The sequence below is a fragment of the Sphingobacterium lactis genome (assembly GCF_011046555.1).
In the GTDB taxonomy this organism is placed as follows: domain Bacteria; phylum Bacteroidota; class Bacteroidia; order Sphingobacteriales; family Sphingobacteriaceae; genus Sphingobacterium; species Sphingobacterium lactis.
This window is the reverse complement of record NZ_CP049246.1, coordinates 2490446-2511777: the sequence shown is the minus strand read 5'-3', so window position 1 is coordinate 2511777 and position 21332 is coordinate 2490446. Positions and strand designations below refer to the sequence as shown.

Here is a 21332-nt window from a genome sequence, read left to right as displayed (position 1 = left end):
TTTAATATCTATTTTTCAATAAAAATCCATGTTTCATGGCTATCTGTTCCTGGTATCCCTACCTGGAACGTGCTCATTATTTCATTCCATTCCTTTACCTTAGGATTGTTCCGCACTGTCAAAGGGTCTATATCTTCAAATCGTTTTCCTTTCGGAAAGGATATAAACAGCATCAATTGATTATCCTTTCTATATAAAAGCACTTCTTGAAAGCCTGCCTGGCAGAAACCTTTGGCTACTTGAGGCCACTCCTCAAACTGGGTAGCGTGCATTTGATAATATGTCTTTTGCATCTCCTTATCATCCTTTAGCGCACATGTTAAAACAACATAGTCCAAAGAGTCCGAAAGTTGATCATCACCGCAGCGACTACGATCAAAAGCATAGAATAGATCATTAAAAAGCTTAATTTCAACAGTAGGATAATTTGCCACTGCCGCTGAAACAATTTTCTTTCCCAATTCATCGCTGGTTTTTAAAACAGCATATTCGCTCCAATGATAAAGTTCATTGACATCTGCTCCTTGCCTTTTCAAAAATTGACTTAATTCAGCTTTGGACAGTTCCTGGCCTTTAATCCGAAATTGGACAAAAACAGGCTTTGTGAAGGGAGTGTAAGCGTTAAATTTAGCGCTTGCTGGAACTACATGTCTTTCACTTAGTAGATGGCTGTATGTCGATTCTAGTCCTGTATATTTTAATTTTTCCTTGCTAACAGCAGGACCGTTATTTTCCCAAATTACGGCAGGACCATTTGCGTTTTGAAGAATTTTCTCCGAAGGGAACCAATTGTCAGTTACCTGCATATATGCCGAACCTTCATCCGTATAAAGGTAAAACCAGTGTTCAGGTAGATGTGCATATGGAGAAACATAGATACTATCGATTCTATTTTCTTGAATTTTAGTCCCTGGCTGGGCAGACAATGTATAGATTCCTGCTACATCGTACATATACTTCCCGTAGCGAACAATATTATTTCGACTGACAGTATTATTCTTCATCACATTTACTGTTGGGGTCCATCCCCATCCTAAACTGATTCCGGTATAGGGCAGATCGCTAAGATCATTGTTGGTAATGACAACATCTTTAACAAAGCCTGCTGCAATTCCTACGGCTCCCCAATCTTCATTTCCCACATTGGTCACTAGGTTATTCCGAATGATTGTCCCTGTCGTTACTACGCGATTGTCATTCGGAAGATAAGGAAGATGAGCTTCAAATTCCGGATCTGAAAACTTACCCAATACAATTGCATTTCCTGCAATATCCTTGAAGACATTTCCTGTTAGTGTGTCATTGACATTGCCGATTACAAAATCGATAGCCGAAGCGCCCAAGTGTTCAAATCGGCAATTCTGAAATGATGTAAAAGCAGAGTTCTTCACTGAAACTGCCGACTGTGGTCGACCTAACCAAGCTTGATTTTCCAACCCCTTCTTATCAGCGGTACCCGGAACTTTTAATTTATAAGCATCCAAAAAATACATGCCTGCCTGTAATGCTACATGGCCTTGGAAATGGGGGCGCAGCCATGAACTGTGTTTGAATTGTAGGCCATTAAAGGAAACATACTGAACTGGAGATTCTGGGCTGCCGACTATATCCACCAACGTTTCCAGATAAGGAACGATTACTGATCCTTCCGTTAACTGCTCATCACTGCGTTTATAATAATAAACTTTGTGGTTATCTTCATCCAAATACCATTCACCGGGTTGGTCTAAAAATTGAAGACTATTTACTAAACGGAATGCAGAATTACCATGCTCTTTGGACAACCATGGTTTTGGCCAAGGATGTTCATTTTGAAGCTTTGCTTCTGGTTCATGAAAAGACAGTACGATACTATCCTTACTTACTTTGGCATCCTTTACGCGAAGTTGAGCAATAGCCCACCATTGGTGAATGAAAAATTCCATCCCTGGTTTGAGTTCAAACTCCGGAAATACATTGGGTATTATGGCCGTACCATTCTCAAAATTCCAATTGAGGATCCTCGGCAGGGATTGATCATCATGACTCTCTGCACGGATTCCTTTTTTACCGTTAACCCATAATTGCCTAAAAGAAAAGTACCTTCCTGATTTGCGCGGAGCCTCTGCAACATAAATATGCTTCGCTATGTGGGAGGAGATTTCAGGGTGCTTGTTCAATTTTTGCCAGGTCCGAATTTCCACACCGCCAGATATAATTGCGGATTTTCCTAAAGCAATTATTTCTGTAGGACTTTCTGATGTCCCACTATCCTCCGGTCTGATCAAGATTGGTTGTTCAGGATGGTAAACACCATCCTGAACATAAATTTTCGCACCTTTTCGAATTTGAGGATCGTTTAATCTCCGTAGTTCACGGACATGTCGCAATGCATCTTCCAAAGAAGCATACGGTGCGGATGCCGAACCATCTCTTTTCGTCGCAGATGAAGTCTTACCTACATATAGCTCTGTTCCAACTGCTTGAAGGCAAATCAACAGGCCCAGTATAAAAACGATCCCCTTAATTAACGTATTCATTGATTAATACCCTTCATTTTGACCAAATTCATCAGCATTGCTAATAGCATCCAAAAATTGCTGAGGTATAGGTCGGTTTATATGATATGGTTGCATTAAGGTAATGTTCTTATTGTAGGACTGCACATAATTGTACAGCTTTTTGGTTCGTTTCAGATCAAACCAACGGATATGCTCGCCACAAAGCTCACGTCCTCGTTCCTCCAATAGAAAATCGATGTTCAGATTTCCTTGATCTACCAACATCTCATTAATTTTCCCTGGCATCGCAGCACGCCGACGTAAAACATTTACCATCTCTGTTGCCAATGCTTTATTTCCCCCACTCTGCATGGCTTCGGCTTCGGCAACAATAAGATACATCTCGGCAAGACGCATAACAATTACATCTTTGGATCCTGCCTGTGACCCTGCTTCTGGCAAATCTGGATCGTCGTACTTTTTCAGTGCAGGAAAATGTACATTAAAACGTGCATTAGAAGTCACGACATCGCCTGTATAGGTGTCATCGATATCAACCAATGCATATGGAGTATTCCGTTTATCTCCACTAACCTTCTGTTTAGTAAACCATAAAGCCAAATCTCCTCTTTTCAAAGTTGTATTCACCAGACTTGCCGGTTTTTCAAATGCTGCCAAGTCGTCGACTTTCCACGTATAGGAATCCACATTAAGATTATATTTTTCTCTGAACCAATCTTGGTATCTGCGATCGATTTGCTCATTATAGAGTTCAAGCAAGTGTCGGGTAGGCATTAAAACCCATCCTCCGGAATTGGAATTCCTATCAGCACCATATTCCAGGTCTCGAATCATTCCCGCCTTCGCAGAATATTTGGCTTTAAACCATATATGTAATCGGTTTGGATTATTTGGCTGAGGATTTAAGGAATTAACCGTCGAATGTGTGATTATAAACATCGCCTCCTTATTATTTTTGTTATTTGCTGGTGCAAATACCTCCACGGGTGAATCGTAAAGTGATACTTTTAGCTGGCTTTGATTATCAACAACATATTTTGCTGCTTGCGACGCTATCTTGTAATATTTATCTTTTTCAGCTGCATTTGTTTCGTGTCCCGCACGAGTTAATGCTAATCTTGCTTTCAGCCCATAAGCTGCCTTTAAGGTTACCCGTCCTACATCGGTTGCCGGGATGGGATCAATTGGCAAATTCTGAATAGCTACATCTAAATCTGCAAGCATTAAATCATAAAACGCTGATACAGGCGACCGCTGTGCCTCCATGACTACAGCTTTAGTCTCTGTAGTGCGCAGATCGACATTTCCGAATTGTTCAACGATATGCCAGTAGGCGTAAGCCCGCAAAAAGGACAATTCTCCAATTCTCGATTTTTTCTCTGTTTCATTGGCAAATGGCACTTCGTTGATGCGCTCAAGACCTGCATTGCAATAATTTACGATCTCATACAAACGATTCCATGTATTTCGTATTTGACCAACCGTTGCATTTAAACCATCATATTTCGTCATTTGACGACCATATCCGGAATTTGCGATGTTTATCCAAAGATCTGTACCCCCTTCGGTCAACATTAATATATCTTCACGACCATAAAACTGGGAGCCAAAATAAACATAGGCGGAATTTACTAGGGCGTTCATTCCGGCTTCTATAGAGAACACAACATCTGATGTCGTGCCTCCTGGATTATATTCTTCAAGGCTACATGCATTTAACGCACTGAATAAGCCGATTCCGATAATATATTTCGATATTTTCATAATTCCTCCTTAAAAATCTAAGTTTACACCAAACACAAACTGACGCAATAATGGACTTTTTGCCGAACCACCTCTTTCTGCATCATAATCCTGAACAAATTCACTTTTGGCCCATGAAAACAGGTTGTTACCACTTACATAAAAACGGACACCATTGAGCTTAGCTCGCTGGAGAAGGTCTTTATCCAATTTATAACCAAGCGTAATGGTCTTTAGCTTGATATATGATCCATCTACATAATTATAAGATTGATAACCCAAATAGTTGTAGAAGTTGGTTAAGTTAGGTCTCGGGAAATCATTGCTTTGATTTTCTGGTGTCCAATAATTTAAGTACGCCGGCGAATTCCCTTTTCCCTGTGGATCAAATGAGGCTGTAAAATCATATTCCATCATCTGTCCCCAACGGGCAAGCGCATAAACGTTTAGATCAAAATTCTTATAGGTGAACGTATTATTGAACCCCAAAGTCCAACGGGGCGAGGTCGTTCCTATGTATGTTACATCATTTACGTCATCAATAATGTTATCACCATTGAGGTCGGCAAGTTTTATATCCCCCGGTTTAAAGCTTTGGGTTTTTGCTTGATCCTTGAAATATCTCGCAGCCTCATCAGCTTCACTTTCCTGCCAGATTCCCAACCGTTTGAACGTATAGAAAGATTGCAATGGGCGACCGATCAATAAACTTTCTGTCTCCCTTGTGGTCGCACCAATAATATCACGACCGTCAATTAATTCCGTAATTTCTTCTTTATTGGCTCCGAAGGTGAAATCACTACTCCATTTAAATTCTTTATCTAGGTTTTTGGTATTTAACACAACCTCAATTCCCTTATTCCGGGTACTTCCAATATTTTGATAAATTTGAAATGGCGTGTTATTACCTGACCCCATAGAAGTTGGTAATGTCCTAGGTAACAGAATGTCAGTCGTCTTGGTGTCATAAAGGTCGACAACAAGATTTATGCGATTTGAAAATAAATTCATATCCATACCTATATTCCACTGGGCCGATCGCTCCCACCCCAGGTTTTCATTTCCTAATAGGGTATTATAAGCATAGTATACAAATCCTTGATCTTGAAATGCTGCGTTTGAATAGCCTAAAAGTCCTGATTGTGTACCATATTCACTAATGCCGGAGTTTCCAGTTTGTCCATAACTGACACGCAATTTCAAATCACTAATTTTCTCTGTCTTAAACCACGATTCATCGCTTACTCGCCAAGCAGCAGCCACAGAAGGAAATGCCGCCCATTTCATATCTTTTGAAAGGCGTGATGCACCATCCCATCGGTTTGAGACAGTTAATAAATATTTTCCTTTAAATGAATAGTTTGCACGAAGGGCATAGGAAAAGGTTTGGCTTTGGATGAATCCCGAACGAATAATATACGAGTCTTTATCGTTCGCGCTTAAATTATGCCACAACTGTTCTTCAACAAGTTGCCCAGTTCCTTCTAAATAAGATGTGGTAGTTCTTCCTTTTGTCCAAGAGGTTAAACCTGTGAATGCGAGGTTATGATCTTCATTTAAAGGAACCGTATAATTGACAATATTATCCCAGTTTAAGAATTTCCGATCATTATTGAAAATACTCGCTTTGGAATCAGGGAACTCCCCTGCTCGATCGATAGAGTTTGCGCTGTCAAAATTGTTGTTTTTATTGAAGGATAAGTTTGCACCAAAATTTGACCGGAAGGAAAATCCGGTAAATGGTTTCAATTCCACAAACCCATTTGCTATGAGGTTTGTGTTTACGAGTTGATGCTGTGCAGTATATTCTGAAAGTTCATCTGCCAAAGGGCTAACCTTGCCCTCTCGACCCAATGGCCACAATACCACCTTTCCAGCGTCATCATACACCGTGCCTAGCGGGACATTCGTAGAAGCCCTCCAAAGAACATTATCTGCTCTTGTGTTTCCGTCATAATGCGTAATCTGGGAAGTGGTTCCTACTTTAATAAAATCATTGATTGTTTGATCAACATTTAACCGCAAATTGTACTTACTAAGGTTGTCGTTTTTAAAAGAGCCTAATTCCTTGTAATAACCTCCGGAAAGCATACCTTGGGTATTGGCATTCCCACCAGAAACCGATAATTGGTGATTTTGTACAAAACCTGTTTGAAAAACCTCATCTTTCCAATTTACCCATTGGTTATTATTCAGAGCTGTCCATTCACCGGCATTAAACAGTGTTTGGTCATCCTCTGGGGTACTCCATTGTCCGGCAGTTTTCGCTGCTTCCCGGCGCAAATTTATATAGGCATCTCCCGTACGCATCTCCGGATAAAGCGCCCAACCGTTCATACCCAGGTAGGTATTATAATTCACTCGTGGTTTGCCATTCTGCCCACGTTTCGTGGTCACTATGATAACTCCATTTGCTCCCTGAGAACCATATATGGCCGTTGAAGAAGCATCTTTTAACACATCAAAGGAAGCGATATCCTGAGGATGAATATCAGCTATATTTCCGCCTTGCATTCCATCAATGATGACCAATGGTGAATTTGCACCCTCTGCTTTGGCCAATGAACGCTTTCCACGAATATTCATGGAAATACCAGAGGTAGCACTCCCTGAGTTTCGCGTAATTTCCAATCCTGGTACCTGTCCTTGGATGGATTCCAATGCATTGGATGCTGGCGATCGAACGATATCATCTTGTTTCAATGAGGTGACAGAACCAGTTAGATCACGCTTTTTTGTCGTCCCGTAACCGATAACCACCACTTCATCCAAATTTTCATTATCAGCTAACAAGTTTACCTGGTAAGATTGTCCTGCAATTACATCGACAAATTTTTCTTGAAATCCTAAAGAGGTGAATTTTAATCTTCCGTTCTGACCAGATAAACGAATAGTGAAATTACCCTCCATATCTGTTGAAGTAGCAATAACCGAATTTTCCAAGGCTACGGTCACTCCAGATAGGGGCTGTCCTTGGTCATCCGTCACCCTTCCTTTCACTTCTTGTTCCTGGTAATGAACTACACGGTCCAATGCTTTAATTCCATGCGGACTTGCCAACATTGTGGACTGGCATCCCAGTACTATTCCAAAACCAAGAATTGTCCTTTGGAGGGTCAAAAATCGTGGTAATGGACAAAATCGTCCTTTCTTAATTTGATTTACCATGGCGTTGATTTATAATTGTTAATTAGGTTTTTTATCTGCATTGAGAATTAATTTCTCTGTTCCAAGTTTGGATTCTATATGAATAATGGCCTCTTCATCTGGATTATCTTTTTTAGCAAATGCTACTAACACTCCTTTATGTGTTTGCCGATTCGGTAGACTCAAGCTTTTGAGGTCTGCTTGAAATCCGTTGTCCGTACCTAAAATTCTTATATTTTTTATACTTTTGAACTGGAGATCTAACTCCTCGTTCGGAACAGGATTTCCTTGGGCATCCAATAGGGAAACTTGAATAAAATACAGATCCGTGGTGTCCCCTACAGCAAAGCGTTCATGCTCAGTTGCCACTAATAGCTTTCTTGGAGCACCAGCTGTTCGCTTGATAACTTCTTGCACCACTCTTCCATCTTTATATTTTACGGCCTTTAAAGTTCCTGGGGCAAATGGCACTTCCCATTTAGCGTGTAATCTGTTAGAAGTTTTAGCGGATTTACCTAGACTTTTTTCATTGAGAAACAACTCTACTTCATCAGCGTTGTTATAGTAGGCCCAGACATCGATGTGCTGTCCTTCCTCCCAATTCCAATGTGGAAGGAGATGTAACACTTCAGCATCAGTCCATTCAGATTGGTACATATAGTAAACATCCTTTGGAATTCCTGCCAAATCAACGATTCCGTAGTAGGAACTTCTGGCAGGAAAAGGATAAGGAACTGGCTCCCCTAGGTAATCAAAACCAGTCCATACGAAAATACCGCCTAAATAATTTCTTTTTTTAACTTCTAACCATGCTTTTTCATGGGTTGTTCCCCAATATGCCGCAACATTATCATAGGCCGATACCGTAAAGTCGCTATTTCCATTTACAACAAATTTATCTTTGGAAGATGCTGGCCACAATTGAATGGTATCCTGCAAAGGATCATATACTCCGCGAGTCTGCAGTGCTGAAGTCGTTTCCGATGCGATCAAAGGAATCCCCTTAAATTCTTTAGGCAACCGGTCATAATCGAAAATTTTATAATTAAACCCTAACACGTCAAGCGCATTTGCCTGGGCAATAAAATTTTTACTGTAATTGTTTTCTGTCAATGCAGCCGTTACCGGTCGTGTTGGATCCAATTGTTTCACCAATGATGCCATACCTTTGGTATATCCCATTCCCGTACTATCAAATTGCTCTCGAATTTCGTTTCCAATACTCCATAAAATAATGGATGGATGATTACGATCTCGTTTAACAAATGTCTCCAAGTCCCTTAAATGATGTTCAGCAAAATCAATATGATAATCGAACTTGTTCTTCCTTTTGTTCCACATATCATATGCCTCATTATAAACCAGAAGCCCAATTTCATCACAGAGATCTAACAACTCTTCTGCTGGAGGATTATGTGCAGTACGAATAGCATTGACGCCCATATCCTTCATGATCAATAGTTGCCTTTTTGCTGCTGACTTGTTAAAAGCTGCGCCCAATAGGCCTAAATCATGATGAAGACAAACCCCCTTGATTTTCAAAAATTGATCATTTAAGAAAAATCCATTATCCGTATCAAAATGAAATGATCTAAAACCTACTCGATATGTGAGCATATCTTTCACGTTTCTCCCATTTCCAAGGATATTAATCTGCAGTTGATATAGCTGAGGATCCTCGACACTCCAAAGTTTTATCTCAGGAATGGAAAATCGAACATCCAACTTCCCTGAATTAAAGGTTACTTTTTTGCGTAACACCTCCTCACCGTTCGGATCTTGGAGCACAATTTCACCATCTTCGGCAGGAGTATTTACTGAACTTTGAATCCGAATCACACTTTCTTCTTTACTTACTTTTGGGGTAGTAATGAAAGTTTCTTCCCTTAATAAATGTGAAGGATTTCTTTTTTCCAGCGTCACGTTTCTGTAAATCCCAGATCCGGTATACCACCTTGAATTTGGCTGGAGACTGTTGTCTACTTTAACTGCTATGGTATTTATTTGATCTCCATAGTGCAAATGTTTTGTTAATTCCCGCTCAAATGAGAGGTATCCATTGTTGTTTTTTCCAAGATGAACTCCGTTTATCCAAACATCGGTGTATCGATAGGCACCCCCGAAACGAATGAAAACATGTTTCATTCGATCGATTTCATTTAATTTAAAGTCTTTGCGATACCACCCTATTCCACCTGGCAAAGCACCACCTGCATTCCCTGCTGGATATTCTTTTCCGAAATCCGAAGCAATGCTCCAATCATGAGGTAATTCTACGGTCTTCCAGTCTTCGCTATTGTAATCCAATGCGCTGAATCTGGAATCATCAGAAAGCGTAAATTTCCAATTCGAATTAAAGGGAATCTCTTCCCGTCCCTGACCAAATAAACTATGGAATAAGAATATAGAAAGTAAGGTTAAATACCATTTATGTTTCATGATTAATTCTTTTGTTTAGGTGTAAATTGCAAGGGACTTTTCCCTAGATTATTGGAAGTTGCTAGCGCAATCCCTCGGTTTCCTGATTTATCTACTGCACAATAAAAATGATAAACAACTTTTTTATGTTTAATGACAAATGACTTATGTGCATACAATTCATCAAATTGTGTGGATGATTGAATCAGATCCTGACCGTTCCAATCTGTCCAATGAATTAAATCCTTCGAAGCGGCGAATCGATTAAATGCCCCTTTTTTATCTTTCCAAAAGGCACCGAAGTAAAACATGACCCAAGTATCGTTAATGCGTTGAATCATCGGATCGCCGGTTATTCCTACCGGATGGTGAACCACAGGGTCAGTTAAATATCTTTTCCAAGACCGCATGTCATCTGATACCGCCATACCTATTCGCTCGTACCATCTGGTTGGTTTATTATTTACCAATGAATCGCCAACAGCATTATAATACATAATGTATCGATGACCAGTATTCCGTTGAGGATCTTCAATTACATAACTTTTAAACAATTTATTCCGGTTTTCCCACCAGCGAATATCCTTATCCGTATTACTGAGTACGGGTTCTGGAAGTCTATTCCATTCAAATGCCGAGGTCGGCTTTTTAGCTGTAAATGCCATACCGATAGCCAATGGTTCGGGTTCATAACCTACCGACGATCCACCGAAGTAGGACATCCAATATTTCCCATCATAGGTATGCAGTTTATAATTCCCGCCCCATTCGGTATCAACTAATGCATTATACCCAGCTTTTTGGCTGACATCCCATCCATTGCCTGAACCGAAACTCATCTGCTTACCAAGTGTTTCCCAATCCAAAAGGTTCTTACTTTTCGCCAGATAGGTTTCATATCCCTGGCCATTGAACACGATGTAAGTCATGTACCACATGCTTCCTTCCCTGTAAATGGTTGGACAATCTATTTGAAAGGAAGGATCTGCTGGAAGCACAACCAAACCATATTTGTAGGGAGTTTTGACCTCTTCATAAATTTTCTGCATTTCTTCTTGCGAGACAGAAGCAAATTCCGTCTGAGCGATTAAAAAAGTGGAGAAAAATAAACTAATGCATATATTTATCAGGTGTTTCATATCTTAATTTTAAAGCTTCGCGAAATTTTTCAATCGATTACCTCATGCTGGAACTCATACTTTCCTGAAGGTAATTGCCAATACTGAGATAAAGGATTGGCTGCGTCCTTTATCGGTTGGGCACCTTCTCCCAAAACTTTCCAATGATTAGCTTTAGGCAATTCGACTGTTGCACGCGCGCCAACAGGAATTTGAATCGTCAATATTTGTCCAGAAATACTCGTTTTTCTATCCACCTCCACAGGACCATATGGAGTTTCGTATTGGACTTGAACATCCATTTTCCGATCTAATAGCTTTGGTGCAATCCATACATGTTGAAATCCTACAGACTCAGGTGCCTGCTTAATTCCTCCTAAGCCGCTATGAAACCATTCCATAAGATGACCGAGCATAAAATGGTTGTTCGATACGTTGGGTAATGCTGCCCAAGACTCGGTTAAAGCGGTTGCACCTTTACGGATTTGATATCCATAACCTGGTCTGGTATCATCTTTATGCATATCATAAATGAGTTGATCATATCCATGGTCCGAAAGCACTTGAATGAGATACCGGTGACCTACATCGCCACTTGTAAAACTGGTGTCCTTAGAATAGATATCTTGTATAAGGTTTTCAAGCACCTTTTCTTTATTTTCAGGTGATACCAAGCCTAAATAGAGCGGCATTGCCTGCGAAGTCTGGCTACCGGTCGCATATTTGGCTGTTTTTGGATCAAAAAAATGCTTGTTGAAAGATTCTCCAACTTTATTTTGAAGGATAGTATAAGTATTAACATCATTCTCTTTCCCTAATAGCTTCGCTATTTTAGCCATTATTCCTAAATCATAATAGTAGATTGAAGTCGCGGTAATACCCTTTGGTGTAAGTTGAGATACGCCTGGTCTTTCTGGTCCTATATCGTACCAATCACTTAATCCTTGGAATAGGATATGGTCTTTCGCTTTACCTTGCAAATACTGCAAATATCCCTTCATCATGTCATAATTATCGTGCAGGAAGGATATGTCTCCATACCATTGGTATGCATACCATGGGAGGATTATGGCGCTGCTTCCCCATTCTGGAGAATCCCGGAACATATCTCCTCCCCAATCAAACTGAACATATTCAGGTGCTATCTCTGGAATTAAACCTGATGAAGTTTGTGAGTTTCGCATATCCCGCAATGCTTTTTTAAAGAGCAGTTTGGCATCGAAATTATATTGAACGGAGGGCCCCATGAGGTGCAATTGTTCTAGCCAGCCCAATTTTTCGCGATGAGGACAATCTGTAAATACGGAAACCATGTTACTTTTAATTCCCCAATTGATTAGGTTATGAATCTGATTGAATAAAGTATCAGAAGAGGTAAATGTGCCACTGTGAGAAGTACTGTTTCGAATATGGTCAGCTTGAATCCCCAAGATTTTCACTGAACTACCCGATTTTGGCATGAGCTCAACCTCAGCAAAACGGAACCCGTAATAAGAAAATTTGGGAGACCATGACACTTCTTTTCCATCAGCAAAGACGTATTGATAATAATGTGGACTACCGGTATGTTTTTGCGTTATTCGACCATCTTTCAATAATTCAGCAGGATAAATTCGAATGGTATCCCCTTTATTAGCCTTCATCCGAATATTTATAATGCCGGAAGCATTTTGACCAAAATCATACAACCTTGTTTTTTCATCGATTACCTTTTCTGTCAATGGCTTGAAGGACTGCATTACTTTGTTTGGATAGATTTCTTGAGCGATTAAAGCAGGACCTTCAACTTGCAGTGCTTTTGCCCAAGAATCATCGTTAAAGGTATTGGTAGCCCAATTCTCTGGAAGAATTCGCGCATCAACATCCTCTCCTCCATAAATACTGGAAAAGGTTATTGGAGACCGATGTGTTTTCCAACTTTGATTTGAATCGATTACCTCAGATGAACCATCGTCATAGCGAAGGATTAGCTTCATCTTTAATTTTGGAAGGCCAAAAGCTACTTTATGTTTCTGATATCTTCCTTTTATTGGGGGCACATAATAAAATCCATTTCCCAACAGAACACCAAATACGTTATCTCCTTGATGGATACGGTTGGTTAAATCATATACAACATAAAATGCCTCCTTATCATATTTCGTCCAACCAGGCTGTAAGAACGCATCATCTACAGCTGCTCCATTCAATAGAAGTTCAAAATGTCCTAAGCCTGAAATATAGGCGAAAGCTGAACTCAATTTTTTAGTTACCTTAAATGACTTTCTAAAAACAGGTAATTCATACTGCTTCTCTAAGCGTAATTTACTTGAACTTAAGGGTAATGGATTTATTAATGAATCTGGAAGCTGCTCCTTGGCAATCCATTTGGCATTTCCCCAATCTTCTTCTTTCAACAATCCCGTATGGAAATAATTATTTTCTTTTTTTGCCAAGTTTCCATGCTGATCTTTTACAGCAATATGGAATCGATAGGAAGTTCCTGGCAGGAGTGATGCCCCATCATAGGGTATATACAATGATTTTTCAGATGATACCCATTCGGAATCCCATACCGCTCTTTCTTGCTGATTTATTGTTTCTTGAAAGACTTGAATCCGATACCCCTTTTGATACGTTCCATTTGCATTACTCAAAAGCTTCCAACTAAATTGAGGCACTAAAGTTTGAACTCCGATAGGATTCTCCTTGCCCTCGACAGTGACCTCTGACACCCTCAACTGGCCATACGCCATTTGCATAGCGCTGAAAATAATATATAAACAAAATCGGATAAAAGATTTCATGCCAATAAAGCGTTTAGAAGTTAAGTGTTCTGTTGAATTCAATACCTTTTAGATTAAGGTCCTGTACATTTATGGTGTCAATTTCAGCATCTTCTACAGCAAAAACACTGTGCTGTATGGTTATTGATTTGGCATCTCGAGCGACCAAAAATCGTTTCCCTTTGCCATTCACACCCGATATCTTGACATTTTCCAGCTTAGATTCAGGAATTCCTTCTATCCGAATACAGTCTGCGGCATTCTCAATATAGATATTACGCATCTCGATATCCGAAAACCTAGGGGTTAATGGGTTTTTCTCTACTTTAAAATTTCTATCCGCCTGATTTCCGACATGAAGAGCTTGTCCAAGCATGTCCCATCGTAAGGCGGAATGTACTGTATTGAGATAAATATTCTCGAAAAGGATATTTTTCCCGCCCCCACCTCGTGGTCGGCGTGTCTTGAATCGTAAGCCTACATCAACCCCATCAAAAACACAATTATGTACGTAGACCCCTTGAACCATTCCCGCAGTTTCACTTCCAATGGTCATGCCGCCGTGTCCTTGTTTTGCATAACAATTGCGAATCACGATATTTTCGGTTGGCTTATTTACTCGAAGACCATCGTATCCACGACCAGCTTTCAGTGCAATACAATCATCCCCGGTTTCAAAGCTGCAATATTCAATCAATACATTTCTTGATGACTCGACATCAATCCCATCTCCCCGCTGAATACCAATCGAATTGATCGATATCCCCCTAATGATGACATTCTCACAGTAAGTTGGAACAATATTCCAGAAGGCCGATTGCGCCAAACTAACACCTTCTATGTAAACTCCCTTACAATGAATAGGTGCTATCAAGGCTGGCGGAAAAATAAAATCAGCTGTTTTGCCATCATAAATACGCTGGTCTACTGGTGTTTTGTGGTCAACGATGTTTTCTATTACATCATGCGTCATGGTTCGCTCCCTAACAGAGCCCTGCCCAGGACCATAAATCTTACCCTTTCCGGTAATGGCTATATTGGTGGCATTTTCGGCATAGATACATGCCCCCAACGAATACAGTTCGATTCCTTCATTTCTGGTAAATACTACAGGCAAGAAATCTTCAATTTCAGATTTGAATTCCAAAATTGCATCCTGTTGGACCTGAAGTTCTATATTGGATTTCAACGTAATTCTTCCAGAGAGAAAATGACCTGGTGCAAGTTTAACAGTTCCGCCACCCATCTTCTCCAAACTGTCAATGGCATTTTGAATAGGTTCACCCCCTGGTTCTACTGTTATTACATTATTTGGAAAAGTTGGTTTCTTGAAGGCAGCATTAAAATATGGCGAGTAAACAGCAGCAATTATATTTGGCATATTTTCGGCACCCACCTCGCTCCTTTTCACCAACCTACTTAACAGATCGTGGGGATTGTTTTTCACCGCACAACTTTGTAAACCGAAAATAAACAAGAAATATATGGCTATCTTTTTCATGTTATTGAAATATGCTTTTCACAAATCGGGTATTGGCTCCAAAATTTTCTTTAACCATCTTTGGGGATAGATTGGCATCTCTTGAACGTTCGATAACCAACCAACCTGACCACCCCATTTTGTCCAATGTTCTCTTTACCTCACGCATATCCAGTCGTTTGTTATTTTCCAACCAAACACCATCCTCATCAGTACAATGGATCATACAGATATGCTTCTTACCTAAAATCTTCAATTCCTGAATGAGGTTACGGTTTTCTTTGAGTGGGTTGGAAAAGTTAAAATAAATCTTAATATGCTTAGCATTAATTTCACGGAGAAGATCCAGTTCACCCTTCGCATCTAATGCAGTTTCAATTCCCACAATAACACCTGCTTTTTTCGCCATTTCACCGATGACTTTTAACCTTTCTACAAGTGCTGGCCTTAGTTCGGGATTTTTTACCAAATCACCCTGCACGCCAAGCGGCAAAAATGCTACTTTGGCCCCCAGTAACCTACAGGTTTCCAGACAATCACCCACCATTCGCTTGTACGTTGGTCTTGTTGCCAAGGATTGTGCATAAAAACCTGTCATTGCCACAGAACAAATTTTAATACCTTGATCTTTTAATTCCTGTATATAGGTGTCCCGAAATTCTTTATCCAAGAATTTATTATCGAATGTTTCTCGATTTCCCAATCCACCCATGTCAACTTCCAAACCATCGGCCCCTATTTCTTTTGCCAATTTTATGGCTCCTAGCTTTTGACGTTTCAAGATCATTAAATCAATGACTGCAACCTGATAGCGTTGATCCTTAGATCCAAAGGCCCATAATGCAGATGGCGAAAGTATTCTCGCGCTTAAAAACAACGTACCCTTCAAAAAATCTCTTCTATGAATTGTATTCATATCCCTTTGTATAGTATAAATTGGCAAATAGGTTTATCTATTTAAATTCCAAGAGTTTCGTGGTCAAAAATCTCTTGTTCAATGCATAAAAAAAAGCACTGGGAATTATCCGAAAACTAAGGAGAATTCCAGTGCAATATCAATAGGTTTTTATCTAAAAATTATAGTATATTATGGTAGTAATATTTCTAATTTATCATAGCCTTTTATTGCATTCTTGGGTAGTAGTTCACCGTTTGCTCCAAAGGAGTATAATGCTTCCTTTTCTTCCACAACGATGGAGGACTCATCATATTCACCACTCTTTTGTTTGATACCCTTCGCCTCCAGATTAAAATGTTGAATTAAAAAATCATAGACTGCTTTCCTTTTATTGTATCCAAAATCATGACCCTCAGCAGTTAAATGCACATTGGCAACTTGATCGGCAGCGTTATAAAATCCATAAACCCGTTTTAGATAAGGAAAGTCATGTTCCTGAGCATGCGCCGTCCAGTCCTTTCCGTCGGAAACTACGAGCATGGGCCTTGGTGCTGCCATGGCGGCAATCTCCACATTATTGGTACCTTTGCCTACCGCATGAATAGGCAGACCACTTTCACATGGACACCCACCAAAATGATAAGATGATAGAGAAACAACCGGAATACTTAGCGTGATTCTTGGCTCAATAGCGGTTAATAAACCAGCCTGATTACCTCCTCCAGAACCACCGCAAATACCAACTCTATGCCTATCAATAGAAGGATCAGACAACATAAAGTCTAAAATGCGGATTCCGCTTAGGATTTGGTAGGTCAATGCCAAGCTACGCTGATGATCTTCGGATTTAAATTGAAGCAGGGACTCACCCCATGCGAAAAGATCATAACTTACCGCAACCATACCCATTTTTGCCAGCATGCCAAACCGTATTTGGGCATCTTTTCTGAATCGATGTCCTCCCCAATGACCATCAGGCGATAATACAACCGGTACTTTACCGTTATATTTTAGCGGACGATAAATAGACCCATTTACATAGACCCCTGGAAGAAGCTCCAGTGCAAAATTCTCTACACTGTATCCGTTGAACTGCCGTTTTTTGGATAGGATTGGCTTTGTATTGCCAATTGCCGGCAAGGGATCTAATTTCAAAGCTTTTCGTAATGCGGGAATTAAGGAATCGCGGCGTAATTCCCAACTCGAGCGATCGTTGTATTGACTTGAAAGGTGTTGTAGAAATGCCCATCCATCTTCTTCTTTCCATCGATGGTACTCAAACTCTTTCAATTTATATCTTCCTGGGCCTTCCTTGTTAACCTTCATATCCAAGGGCGCCAGCACCTGTTGGAGAGTCAAATCAACATCCGGTCGGAAACGCCAAAAGGCGTAGGTAACCACTTTTCCCTCTACCTGGTTATCATTGTATTTTATGGTTACTTGAAACCTTTCTTCAATTTCATCCAATACTTCTTTTAGAGGTTGCTGAAATTTCGATTCAACCGTTTGCGCATAGGTCAGATGGTGAAAACACATCCCCAATAAAAAGAGAAAAACAGAAACATTATTTTTCATTATTCATCCTCCATTAGTTGTTTTTCGAGCTGACGGCCTTTACGCCATCCTCGATATGTTAAACTTGGGTCTAATTTTGGGCTTGGAAAAAACAAACTGGCTATATAACCTACGCCGATCACAATCAGATGGCTATAAACACCCAACATTAATTTATTATGTGTAAAATTAAATGAACCAAAATCCAACAATTTATAACTCTTATCACCAAATTCTATCGCTGTGCTGGTCAAAAAAGCATATGCTGTAAATACGATGCAAACAATAATCGCAATATTAACTCCTTGTGCATTTGCTCTTGACGAAAAAACGCCCAATAAAAAGACACCTACAATTCCGCCGGAAAAAATAGCATAGAGGGTAAACACTATCCCCAGGATGCTTTCACTTCCCAAATTCACATAGATAAAGCCGATAACAACCGACAATAGACCGGCAATTGCAACCATCCATTTACTGGCAAATAAATATTTCTTATCTGTGAGATTAGGCTTCAATTTTTTATAATAATCTTCGATTCCTACAGCAGCCAAAGAATTTAAGTCTGCACTGAGACTACATATAGCGGCAGAGATCATTGCCGCTAAAATGAATCCGACAACTCCCACTGGTAATTCGGTCATGATGAAATATGGGAAAACTGCGTTGGGACCAATATCAGCTGGTAAGCTATTTTGTGTATAATACACAAATAGTGCAGTTCCTATAAACATAAATAGAGACCAAACAGGAACGGTAAGAAGGATGCCCAAAAGTGATGCCCGAATAGCAGATTTATCTGACTTCGCAGTAAGATAACGTTGAATTACCGTCTGATCGGTTCCATATTTTTGAATGGCATAGAACACACCGTTTATGGCCATAACAATGAACGTTAATCTCGTGAAGTCCAAATCAAATGGTCCAAAACCGGTCCTGCCATTTGCGGATGCAACTTTCCAGACCTCTGGTAAACCTCCATCTACAGCAAAAATCACCACAAGTAGACACAAAATACCACTTGCAAACAACATAAACCCTTGAAAGACATCTAACCAGATTACCGCTTCAATCCCACCCAATAAATTTACTGCAACTATCAGAGCACCTACAACAATAATAATCCAATAGGTATTGATATTTGTCATCCCCGAAAGGGCTATGGCCAATAGGTACAAAACTGTTCCCATACCGGAAAATTGGCGCAACACAAAAGCCAGAGAACTATAATAACGAGCGAAGGTGCCAAATCGTTTTTCAAAATACTCGTATGTACTTAAGCCGATAACTTTTCTATATAATGGCACAATAAACCAAACAGTTCCAAGGAGTACTATAGGCACCATTAACCCCTGAACCAGAAGAATCCAATTATTTGCAAAGCCTTCAGAGGGATACCCCAGAAAAGTAACGCTGCTGATTAAGGTTGCCAAAAGAGACATTCCGATCGCCCACGAAGGAACCCGTCCTTTTGCTGAAAAGTAGTCCGCCGTTGTACGCTGGTTCTTGGCATATCTTAAACCAAAGTAAAGTGTCACCAAAAGGACGGCAATAATAATGCAATAATCAATTAAACTTAATAGAGGTTTATCCATTCGTAGCTAGGTTATGGCTATGTATTAAAATGCAATATTTCCCCAAGAATAACTTCCCGGTTTCATACTGATGTATAGGTTTAAATCAGGTACTTTTGAACGCACGAGCCCCGGAAGGATCTCCTGTTCTGGTATCAAGGTATCAACTCCTAAAATTTTCAAAATGGCGGATGCTGTTGATCCACCTTCGATAAAAAGTTCATTACAAGGACAGGTCTCCAGGAATAACGAGATAACATGTCCCATCCTATGGCGCAAATATTTCGGTGAGCCTTCAACAACATCTGAATAGGCAAACACCGGAATTCTGCCACTCCTTTTTATGGCAATTAATCGATATACAATCTCATAATCTAAGCCATCCCATACCACTTTTACTTTTTCATCCTGTGCTTTCAACCATTCTCTAGACTGATCGTGTGTGGAACCACAGATAATTATATCTGGCTTTGGGATGATTTTATGCTGATTAGAACTGGATTGATACCGGTCTTCTAACAGAGCGGTAAAAAAAGCTCCAGCTCCAGCAAACAAGGTATCCGGAGTAACCAATTTAGCCAACTTTTTCAAATCAGTAAAGTCATCTGCCTCAATAATTATTTTTCCCTGCGTTCCGTTTAGATTTTCAACGGGAAGCGTTAGCCATTCCCCACCCAGATTACGGTCTATTTCCCCAAATTGGATAGGAAATTCAGGATCATCTTTAAAGGATGTTTCATGAATGGGAACACCGTCGATTAGGTATACACCATTTTGGATGACCCGTTTCAACAATGGATTTATTGGACAGAATAGCAATTTTTGACGTTTGAATTTTTTCAAATACCAAGATGTTTCAAAATCAATAAATCCACGTAGGGCTGAATCAAATTTTAAATAAACGAAATCATAGCATTGGCAATCAAAATCCTTAAATAGATCCTCTAGGTTCTTTAAAACCTCCCCCCTGTGCAATGCTCTATTATTGGTATTCAGAATGACAACATCTGTCTTTGGGGTCTGTATGAGATTATGACAAATGCGTACCTGCAACCCGAAACGCAATGCAATTCCTCCCAATTCGGTTGCCCCTGTTAGATCATCTGCTAAAACTAATACAGTACCCATCTTATTTATTATTTAGTGCCAATTGAACCGCCGACTTAATCGCCAATACCATAGCATCTGGGCTTGCAACACCCTTGCCTGCAATTTCGAAAGCTGTTCCATGATCTACCGAGGTCCGGATTATTGGCAGACCCATGGTTATATTGACTCCTTTCACACTATCCATCTGTTTCTTTTCCGGGTTCCACTTAAAGCCGGTCAACTTGAATGGAATATGTCCCTGATCATGATACATCGCTACAATTCCTCCATAAAACCCCGTTGCCGCTTTAGAGAATAACGTATCTGCTGGAATAGGACCTTCCACATCAAAACCTAGGTTGCGAGCCTCAGCAACTGCTGGGACAATTTCTTCATCATCCTCCGTTCCAAACAATCCAGAATCTCCTGCATGAGGGTTTAGACCCGCTACGCCAATTTTAAGGTTTTTTTCGCCTAGACTAATCAAACCATTCTGCAACAATTCTATTACCTCCAAAATGCGCTCCTTTTTCACCAAATCACATGCATTGCGTAAAGAAACATGTGTCGACACATGAATAACCTTCATATTGTCTTCAACCAACAGCATAGCATATTTTTTGGTGCCAGTCTTATCGGCATAAATTTCTGTATGGCCTGCATAATGATATCCCGCTTCATTGATTGATTTTTTATTAATGGGACCTGTCACGGTAGCATCTAAATCTTTATTCAATGCCAATTCGATTACCTTAGCAACAGATTCAAATGATACTCTTCCGGCTTCAGCAGAAATTTCACCGAACTTTACTTGATTTAAATCTGTATTATCTAGATCAAAAACATTAGCAATGCCCAACTGGAACTTTGCATCATTAACATCATAAATTCTGTTGATCGAAACAGGGAGATCTAATAATCCAGCAATTTGCTCAAATACAGCAGCATCTCCAACTATGATTGGTTTACAGATTTCATGAATTTGAGGATCCAATACTGCTTTCAGCGCAATTTCAGGACCTATACTGGCAGGATCACCCATTGT

General features: G+C 40.0%; 12 protein-coding genes. All 12 read right to left on the bottom strand.

Translation table 11 applies throughout. The features are described 5' to 3' along the window. Positions 1–8 precede the first annotated feature (8 nt). On the bottom strand, positions 9–2519 hold the full coding sequence (locus G6N79_RS10955; protein WP_103907594.1) for an L-rhamnose mutarotase: 2511 nt from the start codon (positions 2517–2519) through the stop codon (positions 9–11). Positions 2520–2522: 3 nt separating this feature from the next. Further along, complete coding sequence (locus tag G6N79_RS10950) at positions 2523–4265, bottom strand: RagB/SusD family nutrient uptake outer membrane protein (RefSeq protein WP_103907595.1); 1743 nt, start codon at positions 4263–4265, stop codon at positions 2523–2525. A 9-nt stretch (positions 4266–4274) separates the two neighbouring features. Then, entirely contained in the window at positions 4275–7307 is a 3033-nt protein-coding gene (locus G6N79_RS10945; RefSeq protein WP_262508105.1) for a SusC/RagA family TonB-linked outer membrane protein, read from the bottom strand. A 123-nt stretch (positions 7308–7430) separates the two neighbouring features. After that, on the bottom strand, positions 7431–9830 hold the full coding sequence (locus G6N79_RS10940; RefSeq protein ID WP_103907597.1) for a glycoside hydrolase family 2 TIM barrel-domain containing protein: 2400 nt from the start codon (positions 9828–9830) through the stop codon (positions 7431–7433). Positions 9831–9832: 2 nt separating this feature from the next. Then, positions 9833–10948, bottom strand: a complete 1116-nt coding sequence (locus G6N79_RS10935) for a glycoside hydrolase family protein (protein ID WP_103907598.1) — start codon at positions 10946–10948, stop codon at positions 9833–9835. Positions 10949–10977: 29 nt separating this feature from the next. Next, on the bottom strand, positions 10978–13755 hold the full coding sequence (locus G6N79_RS10930; RefSeq protein ID WP_146060669.1) for a family 78 glycoside hydrolase catalytic domain: 2778 nt from the start codon (positions 13753–13755) through the stop codon (positions 10978–10980). Next, the gene (locus G6N79_RS10925; protein WP_103907600.1) at positions 13727–15193 is read right to left on the bottom strand and encodes a glycoside hydrolase family 28 protein; all 1467 of its coding nucleotides are present in this window, start codon (positions 15191–15193) and stop codon (positions 13727–13729) included. The genes G6N79_RS10930 and G6N79_RS10925 overlap by 29 nt, the downstream gene beginning before the upstream one ends. Position 15194: 1 nt before the next feature. Continuing rightward, positions 15195–16088 carry a sugar phosphate isomerase/epimerase family protein gene (locus G6N79_RS10920; protein WP_103907601.1) on the bottom strand — a complete coding sequence of 298 codons (894 nt, stop codon included), beginning with the start codon at positions 16086–16088 and terminating at the stop codon, positions 15195–15197. 171 nt (positions 16089–16259) lie between these two features. Next, a complete protein-coding gene (locus G6N79_RS10915) occupies positions 16260–17645 on the bottom strand; it encodes an alpha/beta hydrolase (RefSeq protein ID WP_234993265.1) in 1386 nt (461 codons plus the stop codon). Continuing rightward, the gene (locus G6N79_RS10910; protein WP_103907603.1) at positions 17645–19219 is read right to left on the bottom strand and encodes a sodium:solute symporter family protein; all 1575 of its coding nucleotides are present in this window, start codon (positions 19217–19219) and stop codon (positions 17645–17647) included. The genes G6N79_RS10915 and G6N79_RS10910 overlap by 1 nt, the downstream gene beginning before the upstream one ends. Positions 19220–19243: 24 nt before the next feature. Continuing rightward, the gene (locus tag G6N79_RS10905; RefSeq protein ID WP_103907604.1) at positions 19244–20326 is read right to left on the bottom strand and encodes a four-carbon acid sugar kinase family protein; all 1083 of its coding nucleotides are present in this window, start codon (positions 20324–20326) and stop codon (positions 19244–19246) included. 1 nt (position 20327) lies between these two features. Further along, positions 20328–21329: a 4-hydroxythreonine-4-phosphate dehydrogenase PdxA gene (gene pdxA, locus G6N79_RS10900; RefSeq protein WP_234993266.1), complete on the bottom strand. Its 1002-nt coding sequence runs from the start codon at positions 21327–21329 to the stop codon at positions 20328–20330. Between the last annotated feature and the right edge of the window lie 3 nt (positions 21330–21332).

What these genes read in the sequence shown, in the direction of transcription:
- G6N79_RS10955 (WP_103907594.1), bottom strand. Translation starts at nt 2,519, where the DNA reads ATGAATACGTTAATTAAGGGGATCGTTTTTATACTGGGCCTGTTGATT.
- G6N79_RS10950 (WP_103907595.1), bottom strand. Translation starts at nt 4,265, where the DNA reads ATGAAAATATCGAAATATATTATCGGAATCGGCTTATTCAGTGCGTTA.
- G6N79_RS10945 (WP_262508105.1), bottom strand. Translation starts at nt 7,307, where the DNA reads ATGTTGGCAAGTCCGCATGGAATTAAAGCATTGGACCGTGTAGTTCAT.
- G6N79_RS10940 (WP_103907597.1), bottom strand. Translation starts at nt 9,830, where the DNA reads ATGAAACATAAATGGTATTTAACCTTACTTTCTATATTCTTATTCCAT.
- G6N79_RS10935 (WP_103907598.1), bottom strand. Translation starts at nt 10,948, where the DNA reads ATGAAACACCTGATAAATATATGCATTAGTTTATTTTTCTCCACTTTT.
- G6N79_RS10925 (WP_103907600.1), bottom strand. Translation starts at nt 15,193, where the DNA reads ATGAAAAAGATAGCCATATATTTCTTGTTTATTTTCGGTTTACAAAGT.
- G6N79_RS10920 (WP_103907601.1), bottom strand. Translation starts at nt 16,088, where the DNA reads ATGAATACAATTCATAGAAGAGATTTTTTGAAGGGTACGTTGTTTTTA.
- G6N79_RS10915 (WP_234993265.1), bottom strand. Translation starts at nt 17,645, where the DNA reads ATGAAAAATAATGTTTCTGTTTTTCTCTTTTTATTGGGGATGTGTTTT.
- G6N79_RS10910 (WP_103907603.1), bottom strand. Translation starts at nt 19,219, where the DNA reads ATGGATAAACCTCTATTAAGTTTAATTGATTATTGCATTATTATTGCC.
- G6N79_RS10905 (WP_103907604.1), bottom strand. Translation starts at nt 20,326, where the DNA reads ATGGGTACTGTATTAGTTTTAGCAGATGATCTAACAGGGGCAACCGAA.
- pdxA (WP_234993266.1), bottom strand. Translation starts at nt 21,329, where the DNA reads ATGGGTGATCCTGCCAGTATAGGTCCTGAAATTGCGCTGAAAGCAGTA.